The sequence below is a fragment of the Streptomyces sp. enrichment culture genome (assembly GCF_964272855.1).
GTDB lineage: Bacteria > Actinomycetota > Actinomycetes > Streptomycetales > Streptomycetaceae > Streptomyces.
This window is the reverse complement of the sequence record NZ_OZ186847.1, coordinates 2,947,980-2,960,734: the sequence shown is the minus strand read 5'-3', so window position 1 is coordinate 2,960,734 and position 12,755 is coordinate 2,947,980. Positions and strand designations below refer to the sequence as shown.

At 71.8% G+C, this 12,755-nt stretch carries 10 protein-coding genes; 7 read left to right on the top strand and 3 right to left on the bottom strand.

Annotated elements, in window-relative coordinates; all coding sequences use genetic code 11:
* Positions 1-10: 10 nt before the first annotated feature.
* On the bottom strand, positions 11-502 hold the full coding sequence (locus tag ACSU6L_RS12355; protein WP_437056325.1) for a MarR family winged helix-turn-helix transcriptional regulator: 492 nt from the start codon (positions 500-502) through the stop codon (positions 11-13).
* A 255-nt stretch (positions 503-757) separates the two neighbouring features.
* On the opposite strand from ACSU6L_RS12355, the gene ACSU6L_RS12350 reads away from it, so the two are divergent.
* Positions 758-1,579, top strand: a complete 822-nt coding sequence (locus tag ACSU6L_RS12350) for a lysozyme (protein WP_437056323.1) — start codon at positions 758-760, stop codon at positions 1,577-1,579.
* 70 nt (positions 1,580-1,649) lie between these two features.
* On the opposite strand, the gene lon is transcribed toward ACSU6L_RS12350, so the two are convergent.
* A complete protein-coding gene (lon, locus tag ACSU6L_RS12345) occupies positions 1,650-4,073 on the bottom strand; it encodes an endopeptidase La (RefSeq protein WP_437056321.1) in 2,424 nt (807 codons plus the stop codon).
* Between the two features lie 157 nt (positions 4,074-4,230).
* On the opposite strand from lon, the gene ACSU6L_RS12340 reads away from it, so the two are divergent.
* Complete coding sequence (locus ACSU6L_RS12340; RefSeq protein ID WP_437056319.1) at positions 4,231-5,607, top strand: tetratricopeptide repeat protein; 1,377 nt, start codon at positions 4,231-4,233, stop codon at positions 5,605-5,607.
* Positions 5,608-5,705: 98 nt separating this feature from the next.
* Here ACSU6L_RS12340 and ACSU6L_RS12335 read toward each other — a convergent pair whose 3' ends face one another.
* On the bottom strand, positions 5,706-6,494 hold the full coding sequence (locus ACSU6L_RS12335) for a hypothetical protein (RefSeq protein WP_437056317.1): 789 nt from the start codon (positions 6,492-6,494) through the stop codon (positions 5,706-5,708).
* A 356-nt stretch (positions 6,495-6,850) separates the two neighbouring features.
* Here ACSU6L_RS12335 and ACSU6L_RS12330 point away from each other — a divergent pair, with 356 nt between their 5' ends.
* Genes ACSU6L_RS12330 through ACSU6L_RS12310 form a run of 5 tightly spaced genes read left to right on the top strand, consistent with a single transcriptional unit; the run spans position 6,851 to position 12,690 of the window.
* On the top strand, positions 6,851-9,874 hold the full coding sequence (locus ACSU6L_RS12330; protein ID WP_437056315.1) for a nitrate- and nitrite sensing domain-containing protein: 3,024 nt from the start codon (positions 6,851-6,853) through the stop codon (positions 9,872-9,874).
* Entirely contained in the window at positions 9,871-10,374 is a 504-nt protein-coding gene (locus ACSU6L_RS12325) for a roadblock/LC7 domain-containing protein (protein ID WP_437056314.1), read from the top strand. Before ACSU6L_RS12330 ends, ACSU6L_RS12325 begins: the two co-directional genes overlap by 4 nt.
* Complete coding sequence (locus ACSU6L_RS12320; RefSeq protein WP_073940890.1) at positions 10,371-10,793, top strand: DUF742 domain-containing protein; 423 nt, start codon at positions 10,371-10,373, stop codon at positions 10,791-10,793. Before ACSU6L_RS12325 ends, ACSU6L_RS12320 begins: the two co-directional genes overlap by 4 nt.
* Positions 10,774-11,412: a GTP-binding protein gene (locus ACSU6L_RS12315; RefSeq protein ID WP_073940891.1), complete on the top strand. Its 639-nt coding sequence runs from the start codon at positions 10,774-10,776 to the stop codon at positions 11,410-11,412. The genes ACSU6L_RS12320 and ACSU6L_RS12315 overlap by 20 nt, the downstream gene beginning before the upstream one ends.
* 24 nt (positions 11,413-11,436) lie before the next feature.
* The gene (locus tag ACSU6L_RS12310) at positions 11,437-12,690 is read left to right on the top strand and encodes a styrene monooxygenase/indole monooxygenase family protein (protein WP_073940892.1); all 1,254 of its coding nucleotides are present in this window, start codon (positions 11,437-11,439) and stop codon (positions 12,688-12,690) included.
* Positions 12,691-12,755: the final 65 nt, after the last annotated feature.

The following is a 12,755-nucleotide window of genomic DNA, read 5'->3' as shown; positions in this document are numbered from 1 at the left end:
GAGCGCTGGACTACTTCTCCATCTGCCGGTTGAGCTGGTGCAGCAACCGGGCCAGTTCGGCCACCTCGCGGCGGTCCCAGTGGGCCAGCTGGCTGACGTACCGGCCGCGCCGGGCCTCGCGGACCCGCTGCACCCGGCCGCGGCCCTCCTCCGTGAGCTGGACGAGCCAGGCGCGGCCGTCGGCGGGGTCCGGCTCGCGGGCCACCAGGCCCAGGTCCTCCAGCGCGCGCAGCTGGCGCGACATGGTGGCCTTGCCGACGCCGATGTAGGCGGCCAGTTCGGTGGCCCGCTGCCGGCCGCACTCGTCCAGCCGGACCAGCAGGCCGTACGCCGCCGACTCCAGGTCGGGGTGGACCTGGCGGGCCATCTCGCCCTGGTTGGCGCGGGCCCGGCGCAGCAGGACCGTCAACTCGCGTTCCAGCGAGAGGTACTCCTGGTCCACACCAGTCGGCGACGCCTCGGATTCGCCTCTGTGTCCGCCGCCGTTTGCGTCCTCGTGCACGTCAGCACCCCTGATCCGGTTTCCCGCTCGTGAAAGTTCCTGCCAAAGACCGTCATCGCCGCAGCTCCGCCAGTATTTCGCAGGCTTAGACCAACGGCGGCAACCGGGCCCTCTTCCCTCCCGCACTTCTACGTGCGTAGCTTCTTCACCAGGCAACTACTGGCATGTTCACGCCAGTAGGCGAACCCGCCGGCACCCGCTCACCGTGTTCCCCCCACCGAGCACCATCGAGTCTTCAGTCTTCGGAGGCACGTCATGCCCGTGCACAGATCCCGAACGACCCGACGCCGACGCCGCCTGACCGTCGCAGGGACCCTGCTCGCCGCCTTCTCCCTCCTCCTCACCCTCCCCGCGTCCGCCGCCGACGTGCCCACCCGGGGCACCGCCTACATGGGCATGGGCGTACCGGCCCACGACGGCGTGCACGGCACTCCCACGCCCGGTGACGCCACCCAGACCGAAGGCGTGGACGTCAGCGGCCACCAGGGCAACGTCGCCTGGACGACGCTCTGGAACAGCGGCGTGAAGTGGGCCTACGTGAAGGCCACGGAAGGCACGTACTACAAGAACCCGTACTTCGCGCAGCAGTACAACGGCTCGTACAACGTGGGCATGATCCGCGGCTCGTACCACTTCGCCACCCCGGACACCACCAGCGGCGCCGCCCAGGCCAACTACTTCGTCGACAACGGCGGCGGCTGGTCCCGCGACGGCAGGACGCTCCCCGGTGCCCTCGACATCGAGTGGAACCCCTACGGCGCCGCCTGCTACGGCAAGTCCCAGACCGCGATGGTCTCCTGGATCCGCGACTTCCTGAACACCTACAAGGCCCGCACCGGCCGCGACGCCGTCATCTACACCGCCACCAGCTGGTGGAAGCAGTGCACCGGCAACTACGCGGGCTTCGCCCAGTACAACCCGCTGTGGATCGCGCGGTACGCGTCGACGGTGGGGGAGCTGCCGGCGGGATGGGCGTACTACACGATGTGGCAGTACACCTCCACCGGTCCGACCGTGGGTGACCACGACTGGTTCAACGGGGCGCTGGACCGGGTGCAGGCCCTGGCCAACGGCTGATCCCCGTCGTACGGCGAAGGCCCGGGCCTCCCTCACGGGACCCGGGCCTTCGTTCATCCGGAGGCGTCCGTCACGCCGCCGCCGGGACCCTGGGCTCCGCGGTGTTCGTCGCGGGGGCGAGGGCCAGGTCCAGGACCTGGCGGACGTCGGTGACGGTGTGGACGTCGAGCTTGTCCAGGACCTCGGCGGGCACGTCGTCGAGGTCGGGCTCGTTGCGCTTCGGGATGATCACCGTGGTGACGCCCGCGCGGTGCGCGGCGAGCAGCTTCTGCTTCACGCCGCCGATGGGCAGGACGCGGCCGGTCAGGGAGACCTCGCCGGTCATGGCCACGTCCGTGCGGACCAGGCGGCCCGACAGGAGGGACGCCAGGGCGGTCGTCATCGTGATGCCGGCGCTGGGGCCGTCCTTCGGAACGGCGCCCGCCGGGAAGTGGATGTGCACGCCGCGGTCCTTCAGGTCGGCGACCGGGAGTTCCAGCTCGGCGCCGTGGGAGCGGAGGAAGGACAGGGCGATCTGCGCGCTCTCCTTCATCACGTCGCCCAGCTGGCCGGTGAGGGTCAGGCCCGCCGCGCCCGTCTCCGGGTCGGCCAGCGACGCCTCCACGTAGAGCACGTCGCCGCCGGCGCCCGTCACCGCCAGGCCGGTGGCCACGCCCGGCACGGAGGTGCGCCGCTCCGCCGGGTCCTGGGCGGACTCGGGCACGTGGTGCGGGCGGCCGATCAGATCGCGCAGGTCCGCGTCCGTGATGGTGAACGGAAGCTCCCGCTCGCCCAGTTCGTGCTGGGCGGCGACCTTGCGCAGCAGCCGCGCGACCGACCGCTCCAGGGTACGCACCCCCGCTTCGCGCGTGTACTCGCCGGCGAGCTTGCGCAGCGCGCTCTCGTCGATGGTCACCTCGTCCGCGCCGAGCCCGGTGCGCTCCAGCTGGCGCGGGACCAGGTGGTCGCGGGCGATGACGACCTTCTCGTCCTCGGTGTAGCCGTCGAGCCGGACCAGCTCCATCCGGTCGAGCAGCGCCTCGGGGATGGCCTCCAGGACGTTGGCCGTGGCCAGGAAGACGACGTCCGACAGGTCGAGTTCGACCTCCAGGTAGTGGTCGCGGAAGGTGTGGTTCTGCGCGGGGTCGAGGACTTCGAGGAGCGCCGCGGCCGGGTCGCCGCGGAAGTCGGAGCCCACCTTGTCGATCTCGTCCAGGAGCACCACCGGGTTCATCGACCCGGCCTCCTTGACGGCCCGCACGATCCGGCCGGGCAGGGCGCCGACGTACGTACGGCGGTGGCCGCGGATCTCCGCCTCGTCGCGGACGCCGCCGAGGGCGACCCGGACGAACTTGCGGCCCATGGCGTGGGCGACGGACTCGCCGAGGCTGGTCTTGCCGACGCCGGGCGGGCCGACCAGGGCCAGCACGGCACCGCCGCGCCGCCCGCCGACGACGCCGAGGCCTCGGTCGCTGCGGCGCTTGCGCACCGCGAGGTACTCGGTGATGCGCTCCTTGACGTCCTCCAGGCCGGCGTGTTCGGCGTCGAGGACGGCCTTGGCGCCCTGGATGTCGTAGGCGTCCTCGGTCCGTTCGTTCCACGGCAGTTCGAGGACGGTGTCCAGCCAGGTGCGGATCCAGGAGCCCTCGGGCGACTGGTCGCTCGCCCGCTCCAGCTTGTCGACCTCCTTGAGGGCGGCCTCGCGCACCTTCTCCGGCAGGTCGGCGGCCTCGACGCGGGCGCGGTAGTCGTCGGACTCCTCGCCCTCCGTCTCGCCGTTCAGCTCGCGCAGCTCCTTGCGGACGGCCTCCAGCTGACGGCGCAGCAGGAACTCGCGCTGCTGCTTGTCGACGCCTTCCTGGACGTCCTTGGCGATGGTCTCGGCGACGTCCTGCTCGGCGAGGTGGTCGCGCAGCTGCTGGGTGGCGAGCTTCAGGCGGGTGACCGGGTCGGCGGTCTCCAGCAGCTCGACCTTCTGCTCGGTGGTGAGGAACGGGGAGTACCCGGAGTTGTCGGCGAGCGCGGAGACGTCGTCGATGGCCTGGACCCGGTCGACCACCTGCCAGGCGCCGCGCTTCTTCAGCCAGGCGGTGGCGAGGGCCTTGTACTCCTTGACCAGGTCGGTGACGTGCCCCGGCAGCGGCTCGGGCACGCTCTCGTCGATCCGCGTCCCCTCGACCCACAGCGCGGCGCCCGGCCCGGTCGTCCCGGCGCCGATCCGCACCCGCCCGCGCCCGCGGATCAGGGCGCCCGGGTCGCCGTCGGCCAGCCGGCCGACCTGCTCGACGGTGCCGAGGACGCCCGTGCTCGCGTAGGTCCCGTCGATGCGGGGCACGAGGAGCACCTTGGGCTTGCCCGGTTCCGCCCGCGCGGCGGCCTGGGCGGCCTCCACCGCGGCCCGTACATCGGTGTCATTGAGGTCCAGCGGTACCACCATCCCGGGCAGCACGACCTCGTCGTCGAGCGGCAGCACAGGCAGGGTGAGCGGTGTGAACGCCGTGGACTCAGCAGCCATGATCTCCCCTTCGGCAGTCAAGTTGAGTTATGAGGACTCAATGAGTTGAGCTATGCCGACTCAATGCTTGGGAGAGCTTGATTGTTCCCCGGCCGCTGTTCGCTCTGAGCGATCAACGGAAGGAGGCGTTGTCAGTGGGCGTCCCTATGATCCGGACATGAAGCTGGACGACCTCGAATGGCAGTTCTCCAACTACGGCGGCCTCCCTCCGAGGACGGTGAGACTGCTGCTCGAAGGCGGGCATCTCGATCTGGTGATCGAGGCCGCGCGGGAGCGTGGTGAGTGGTTCTGCGCCGAGGCCGCGGTGCGGGAACTGTGCCGGGCGGGGGAGTTCGAGCGGGCCTGGGCCGTCCTGGAGCCGTTCGTCGCGGTGGGCTGGCGGGAGGCGGTGTGGTTGCGCGCCGAGGTCCTGCTCCAGTGGGGGCGGGTGGACGAGGCGCTGGAGCTGGTGCGCCCGGACGAGGAGGGGCGGCAGTCGGGGCGGGTCTGCCGGGACTTCGCCGAGCTGCTGGTCAGAGCCGGGCGGGTGGACGAGGCGATCGACGTGCTCGCGCCGCACGTCGAGGAGTCGTGGCTGCTGTCGTCACTGGTCGAGATGACCGAGGGGCAAGGACGTGACGAGCGCCTCCTGGAACTGATCGCCCCACTGGCGGAGCGGGTGAGGCGGGCGCGGGCCGAAGGGCGGTGCCACGACCCCGCCTGGGAGGCGCAGGCGCTGCAGGCCCGGGTGCTGGAACGCGCCGGCCGTGCCGACGAGGCGATCCGGATCCTCGGGGAGGATGTCGCCGCGCGGCGCTACCTCGTCCAGAACACGCTCACCGCGTACGCCGAACTGCTCGCCCGGCATGGCCGGATCGAGGAACTGCGCGCCCTCGGTACCGGCGAGCACGCGACCACAGCCCTCGGCCACTACGCGAAGGCGCTGGAAGACCTCGGGCGGGCGGACGAGGCCGAGGCCGTCCTGCGCGAGTTCATCGACGCCACCGACCACCCCGGCCACCGCGGCGCCCTCGTGGACCTGCTCGGCCGGCAGGGCCGGATCGACGACGCCGTCGAGGTGGGACGGCCCACCTTCGAGTACTTCGACTGCGGCAACCACCTCGAATGGATCGTGAGCCTGCTGATCGAGGACGGACGGCCGGAACGGGCGCTGGAACTCCTCGACGGGCTCGGTGAGAAGTACGTCGAGGAGCACTCCTGGTGGGTCCGGCCCACCCGGCTGCGCCTGCTGGGGGAGGCGGGACGGCTCCGGGAGGCCCTGGCGGAAGCCGCCGCGCTGCCGGCGGACGAGTACGCCGGCCAGGCGTCGGTCGTCGCCTGGCTGCTGGAGCAGGACGGCCGGGTGGAGGAGGCCGCCGACCTGCTCCGCACCGCGGAGTCCGGGTCGCTCTGGCAGCTGGCGGAGCTCCTGATCGGGCAGGGCCGGCCCGCCGAGGCCGTCGCCGCCATGCCCGCCATCTCCGCCCAGCGCGAGGAGGCGATACGGCGACGGGAGGCCGCCCGCCCCCGCGAGGGCTACGAGCCTCCGTTCTGAGCCCGGGCCCCGCCGCCCCGACCCCCGGCTGCTCCAAGAACACCCCGCATCAGAACCCCAGAGCACCCCCGCCTCGGAACTCCACGAGCACCTCTGCCTCAGAACTCCACCAACACCACCGTCGCGTCGTCGTGCGTCTTGCCGCGGCCCAGGTGGGCCCGCCGCTCCCGGTCCGCCTCCTCCAGGGCGCGTACGCGGTCGACCAGCCACCGGCAACCGTTCTTGCGGACGGCGGTGTGCAGGTCGGCCCAGTCGCCTTCCCGGAACTTCTCCGTCCAGCGGGTGGCGCCGTCGGTGAGGGCGGTGAGGGAGACGACCCGATCGCGGGGCACGGACCCGGTGACCGCGCGGGCGGCGACCGCGGGGTCCGCCGCGGCGGTGAAGAAGCCGCCCTCCTTGTTGCGCAGGGTGGCGTCGACGGCGGCGTCGGAGGTGAGGGCCTCGCGGGGGAGGCGGGCGAGGCGGTCGTCGAGAACGGGGGAGATCGCGCCACCGGGGGACTCCAGGAGGAGGGCGGAGTCGGACAGGACCAGGTAGTCGACGGTCTCCTCGGTCCAGCGGACGAGAACCACGGTTGCCTGTGGGGTACGCGGGTGAGAAAGGTCACAGGTTTCGGCGTGGGTCTCGGAGGTACGCGCGATCGCGAGGGACAGCGCGTCCGGCAGCGGAACATCCGGTAGTGAAACGGTCAGTTCGGTCAGCGCCCCGCCAAGTCGTGTTGTGTACCAAGGGACGGAATGCAGGCATCCGGTTCCGCCTCTGGGCGGCGTCACCCCATCCAGGACGACCAGACAACCGCCCTGTCCGGAAGCGGGAACTCCGACACTGGCGAAGTCCTCGTTGGGGCGGGCGTGATCGCCGGGCACCGACACAAGTTCCGTACGCATCCAGTCAGTCTGCACGACCCCTTCACAAGCTTCGCGAAAGCCCGGCATCGGTTGCCCGATCGTCGAACCGTCGCAGGTCAGGAGCCGGGTTTGGGGTGGATTGGCGCGGTCCGGGAAGACGTGGCGGCGAATACTGTCAAAGCCTGCCGCAGACGTCCAACCGGCCCGCCGCGCAAGGCCGTCGCACGGACCGGAGCAACTTGCCCGCCAACTCCGGTCCGGGGTTCACTCCTTCGGGTGGCGGGTCGGGCGATGCGCGACCCCTGCCCACCGGCACTGGGAGGGTCGGGAACTGTACCGGGAGTACGTGCCAGTTGACGGTGCGTCACCCGGGTCCACGGGTACACGAGTCAGGAATGCGAGCACCGGTGCAGAAGAAGCGGCCTCGGCGCACAGGCAGGCAGACGGCCCCCGAGGGGGCAGCGGAGCAAACCCCCGTCGGAAAGGGCCGCCCCACCCACGTACGCAACCGCCTCATCGTGGCCGTCGCCGTGGTGGCCGCCGCGATCGCCGGCGCGGGAGCCCCGTCCGTGCTCGCCGCCGCCGGGCAGGCGAGCGACACCCAGGACCTGGTGACCCTCGCCGGGCAGACCCAGGACGCCCTCGCCCTCGCGCACGCGCTCGCCGACGAACGCGACGAGGTGACGCCGTACATCGCGGCCGGCCGCCCCAAGTCCAAGGCGCCCTCGGAACAGCACAGCGCCCGGGTCGACCGGCAGGTCGAGGAGCTGCGCGGCGACACCGACACCCCGGCGTCCCTGCTGAAGGACCTCGACGGCATCGCGGCCGTCCGCAGGGCGGCGCTCACCGGGAAGAGCACCGCTCTCGAAGCGCACCGGGCCTACTCCGACGCCATCACCGAACTCCACCGGCTCGCCGAGGAGCTGGCCGAACAGCTCCCGCCCCGCGCGGGCTCCGGCGCCTACGCCCTCGCCGAACTCGACTCCGCGGTCCAGCAGGCCGCCGCCACCCGCGGCCTGCTGCTCGCCGCGCTCAGCGTCCCGAGCAGCACCCAGACGGTCATCGACCCCGTCACCGGCCTGCCCGCCACCAAGCCGACCTCCTCCGAGTCCGACACCCGGCAGCGTGCCGCCCTCACCGCCGCCGCCCAGCAGGCCCGGCTGCGCTCCGACGCGGCCCTGGAGGACTTCCGGGACACCGCAACCAAGACCGCCCGCGGCTCCTACGACTCCACGGTCACCGGCCCCGAGGTCAACTCCGCCGAGAAGTACCTGGCGAGCCTCACCGACCAGCCCACCCTCGCCGACGGTGAACTCACCACCGACCCGAAGAAGCTGAACGCCGCGCTCTCCGCCCGCGTCGAGGCGATGCGCGGCATCGAGTCCGCGCTCTACGACCGCCGCACCAAGGACCTGGAGCGGCTGCGCGACGACGACGTCACCGAGCTGGAGATCCGCATCGCGATCCTCGGCGCGCTCATGCTGCTCGCCGTCGGCATCGCCACCGCCATGGCGCGCAGCCTCACCCGCCCGCTCGCCGTGCTGCGCATCGGCTCCGCCCGCCTCGCCGAGGCCGCCGACCCCTCCGCCGAGGAGCCGGTCAAGTTCACCGGCCGCAACGACGAGTTCGCCCGCGTCGTACGCTCCGTCAACACCCTCCACGCCCAGGCGGTCGCCCTTCACGAGCGGCTCGCCACCCTGGAGACCGACCGCAAGCACCTGGTCGGGCAGCGGCAGAAGATGGCCGACGCCCGGGAGCAGCTGCGCGCGGAACTGGAGGAGTCCACCGCCCGGCTGGAGCGGGTGCGCACCAGCATCGGCGGCACGTTCGTCAACCTGGCCCTGCGCACGCTCGGCCTGGTCGAACGGCAGCTCGCCGTCATCGAACAGCTGGAGGACCGCGAGCAGGACCCGGACCGGCTCGCCACCCTCTTCAAGCTCGACCACTTCGCCACCGTGATGCGCCGGCACAGCGAGAACCTGCTGGTCCTCGCCGGCACCGAGCACGTCCAGCAGCACCCCGGCCCCGTCCCGCTGGTCGACGTCGTCCGGGCGGCGGTCAGCGAGATCGAGCGCTACGAGCGGATGCGGATCTCCGCGCTGCCGCCGCACGCGCACATCGCCGGGTTCGCCGCGGACGACCTATCCCACCTGCTCGCCGAGCTGATGGAGAACGCCACCTCGTTCACCCCGCCCGACCTGCCCGTCGAGGTCTCCGGCTGGCTCCTGGAGAACGGCGAGGTCATGCTCTCCGTCCAGGACGAGGGCATCGGCATGACCGAGGAGCGGATGGAGCGGCTCAACGCCCGCCTCGCCGACTTCGACGCCGACGCCCCCTACGACCAGGAGGGCGAGGAGGGCCTCGGGCTCGGCCTGTACGTCGTGGCCCGGCTCGCCCACCGGCTCGGGGTGCGGGTGCAGCTGCGCGAGCAGAAGCAGGGCGGCGTCGCGGCGGTCGTGGTGCTGCCGCAGTCGCTGCTCGCCGACGCCGCTCCGGCCGCCGTGCCGGGCGCCTCGCCGTCCCCGGACGGCACCCACACCTTCTCGCTCCCCGGCGCCGACGCCGAGGCCAACTCCAACGTCCTGCGCGGCCGCGCGAAGACCGGCGACCCGCTCGTCGCCCTCGCCGAGCAGACCGTACGGGAGCAGGAGACCGCACCGGACGCCGAGCGGGCGGAGCGGGACGCGGAGTCCGGCACACAGTCCGGCTCGGAGGCGCGGCCGGAGTCCCACGCCGGGACCGAATCCCACGCCCGGCCCGACTCCGACGTACGGCCGGACCCGGACGTACGACCGACCCCGAAGCCCGAGCCCACCGCTGACGCGGAGACCACCGCCGGCGCGGAGCCCGCGGCCGACTCCGAGGCCACCGCCGACACCGACACCGACACCGACCCCGCCTCCGACCTGCCGTCCCCGTCGGAGACCCCTTCCGAGATGACGCTCGAGCTGCTGATCCCGGAGCCCACGCGGCCGGAGCCGGACGCGGAGCCGGTGGCGAAGCTGCCCGCGCAGGCGGAACCCGCGGACGAGGCGTCCGCTCCCGCACGCCCGGAGCCGGAGCCGGAGGCCGCCGCAGACCCGTACGCCATCGGGCCCGACGCCCACGACCGCACCCCCGACGAGGGTGAGGAGCCCCTCACCGACAAGGGGCTGCCCAAGCGCACACCGAAGATCACCGCGCCCGCGACGGCGCCCCGGCAGCGTTCCGGGGGCGTCGACGCCGAGGCGCTGCGCCGCCGGCTGGGTGGCTTCCGCCGGGGGGCGGAGGCCGGTCATCGCGACGTACAGGCGGAGATCGCCGAGCAGACCGCCCAGACCAGGACGACGGACGTACCCGCACCGCACGACCGCACGAGCGCAGGACACGTACAAGCCGAAGAAGCCACGGGGGGCACAGTCGAGGAGGCAAGCAGTTGACCGCGCCCAGTACCTTCGGACTGAGCAGTGAGGCCCGCAATCTGCACTGGCTGCTGACCAACCTCGTCGAGGAGGTGCCCGGCATCCTCTCCGTCGCGGTGGTCTCCTCCGACGGACTGCTGCTGCTCTCCTCCGACCCCGGTCGCAACGAGGCCGCCCGCACCCCCCGCGACGGCCGCCCCGCCGGCCCGCGCGGCTCCTCCGCCGACCTGGCCACCATCGTCTCCGGTATCGGCAGCCTCACCGTGGGCGCCTCCCGCCTGCTGGACTTCGGCGGGGTGAAGCACACCATGGTCGCGATGGACGAGGGCAGCCTGTTCGTGATGTCGATCAGCGACGGCTCGCTGCTGGGCGTGCACGGCTCCGCGGACTGCGACATGAGCGTGGTGGCGTACCACATGGCGCTCTTCGTCGGCCGCGCCGGTCATGTCCTGACGCCCGAACTGCGCAGCGAGCTACGGAAATCCCTGGAGTCCGAGTCGACGGGGAGTACGCGATGAGTGCCAACTCCAAGCCGCATCTGCCGGTCCGCGGCGGTGACCGCAAGCCCGCCCGCGTCCGTCCCTACTCGCTCACCGGCGGCCGTACCCGCTTCGGGCACGTCCTGCTGGTCGAGACGTTCGTGGCCTCCACGGCCGCGCTGGAGGCCGCCGAGGAGCGCAGGGAACTGACGAACGGTTCCCTCACCACCCGGGTCATGCCGGAGATGCGGGCCATCGTCGAACTGTGCCGCCGGATGCGCACGGTGGCCGAGATCGCCGCGCTGCTGAAGATGCCGCTCGGCGTGGTCCGCGTGCTCCTCAGCGACCTCGCGGACCAGGGAAAGATCCGGGTGTACGGAACCGGTACCGGGCACGGCACGGGCCGCCCGAACCGAGCGCTGCTGGAAAGGGTGCTGAGTGGACTCCGTCGTCTCTGACGCCGCTCATGGCGTCTCCCCGCTCCTCGACGAAGAGGGGCCCGAACAACCCTGGCAGACGGACCGCACCCGTGCGCCCATCGCCACGAAGATCGTGGTGGCGGGCGGCTTCGGCGTCGGCAAGACCACGCTGGTCACCTCCGTCTCGGAGATCACTCCGCTGCAGACCGAGGCCCTGATGACCGAGGCGAGCGAGGAGACCGACGACCTCACCGCCACGCCCGGCAAGCTGACCACCACCGTGGCCATGGACTTCGGCCGCATCACGCTCGACGACGACCTGGTGCTCTACCTGTTCGGCACGCCGGGCCAGCAGCGGTTCTGGTTCATGTGGGACGACCTGGTGCGCGGCGCGATCGGGGCGGTCGTGATGGCGGACACCCGCCGTCTGAAGGACTGTTTCCCGGCGCTCGACTACTTCGAGAGCTGCGGGCTGCCGTACGTGGTGGCGGTGAACCACTTCGACGGCAGCGAGCTGTTCGATCCCGAGGACGTCCGCGAAGCCCTCACGATTCCCGCGCACATACCTGTCATGATCATGGACGCGCGGCGCCGGATCTCGGCGATAGAGACCCTCCTGGCCCTCGTCGGCCACGCGCTCGACGAAACCCCCGAGTAGTCCCGACTAGGAGACAGCAACCGCATGCGGAAGATACTCGTCGTCGGAGCCGGCCAGTCCGGACTCCAGCTCGCCCTCGGCCTCCAGTCGCACGGGTACGAGGTCACCCTGATGTCCAACCGGACGGCGGACGAGATCCGTTCCGGCCGGGTCATGTCGACGCAGTGCATGTTCCACACGGCACTCCAGCACGAGCGCGAGCTCCAGCTGAACTTCTGGGAGTCCCAGGCCCCGAAGATCGAAGGACTCGGCGTCTCGGTGGCGGCGCCCGGCTCGCACGACCCGGGACCGACGCAGCGGGCGATCGACTGGGTGGGCAGGCTCGACGGGTTCGCGCAGTCGGTCGACCAGCGGGTGAAGATGGCCGGCTGGATGGAGACCTTCGCCCAGCGCGGCGGCCAGCTGGTCATCCACGGCGCGGCCGTCGGCGACCTCGACTACTTCTCCCGCGCGTACGACCTGGTGCTGGTCGCGGCCGGCAAGGGCGAGCTCGTGCAGATGTTCGGCCGCGACGCCGAGCGCTCCCCGTACAGCGAGCCGCAGCGCGCCCTCGCGGTGGCGTACGTCCACGGCCTCGGCCCGCGCCCGGAGCACCCGGAGTTCGACGCGGTCCGCTGCAACCTGGTGCCCGGCGTCGGCGAGCTGTTCGTGATGCCGACGCTCACCACCTCCGGCCGCGCCGACATCCTGTTCTGGGAGGGCATACCCGGCGGCCCGCTGGACGCCTTCAAGGGCGTCAAGGACCCGGCGGAACACCTCTCCCTGACCCTGGAACTCATGGAGAAGTTCACGCCCTGGGAGTACGCCCGGGCCACCAAGGTCGAGCTGACCGACGCGGGCGGCACGCTGGCCGGGCGGTACGCCCCGACCGTCCGCAACCCGATCGGCCGCCTCCCCGGCGGCGGCCTGGTCCTCGGCGTGGCCGACGTGGTCGTCGCCAACGACCCGATCACCGGCCAGGGTTCCAACTCGGCGTCCAAGTGCGCGGCCGCCTACCTCGCGTCCATCCTCGAACAGGGCGACAAGCCGTTCGACGAGGAGTGGATGCAGGCCACCTTCGACCGCTACTGGGCCACCGCCCAGCACGTCACCAAGTGGACCAACGCGATGCTGGCCCCGCCGCCGGAGCACGTCCTGAACCTGATCGGCGCGGCAGGCCGGCTCCAGCCGGTGGCCGACCGTTTCGCCAACGCGTTCAACGACCCGTCCGACTTCGAGAACTTCTTCTACGAGCCGGAGAAGACGGCCGCGTACCTGACCTCGGTCACCGGAGCCTGACCGGCATCCGACCAGCGGTCCAGCCGTTTTCGTCTGTCGTTGTCGGTTGTCCTCGGCCGTGGGAC

Excerpts from the sequence above, each read along its gene's own strand:
- ACSU6L_RS12350 (WP_437056323.1), top strand. The coding sequence starts at position 758 with ATGCCCGTGCACAGATCCCGAACGACCCGACGCCGACGCCGCCTGACC.
- ACSU6L_RS12340 (WP_437056319.1), top strand. The coding sequence starts at position 4,231 with ATGAAGCTGGACGACCTCGAATGGCAGTTCTCCAACTACGGCGGCCTC.
- ACSU6L_RS12330 (WP_437056315.1), top strand. The coding sequence starts at position 6,851 with ATGCGAGCACCGGTGCAGAAGAAGCGGCCTCGGCGCACAGGCAGGCAG.
- ACSU6L_RS12310 (WP_073940892.1), top strand. The coding sequence starts at position 11,437 with ATGCGGAAGATACTCGTCGTCGGAGCCGGCCAGTCCGGACTCCAGCTC.
- ACSU6L_RS12320 (WP_073940890.1), top strand. The coding sequence starts at position 10,371 with ATGAGTGCCAACTCCAAGCCGCATCTGCCGGTCCGCGGCGGTGACCGC.
- lon (WP_437056321.1), bottom strand. The coding sequence starts at position 4,073 with ATGGCTGCTGAGTCCACGGCGTTCACACCGCTCACCCTGCCTGTGCTG.
- ACSU6L_RS12335 (WP_437056317.1), bottom strand. The coding sequence starts at position 6,494 with ATGCGTACGGAACTTGTGTCGGTGCCCGGCGATCACGCCCGCCCCAAC.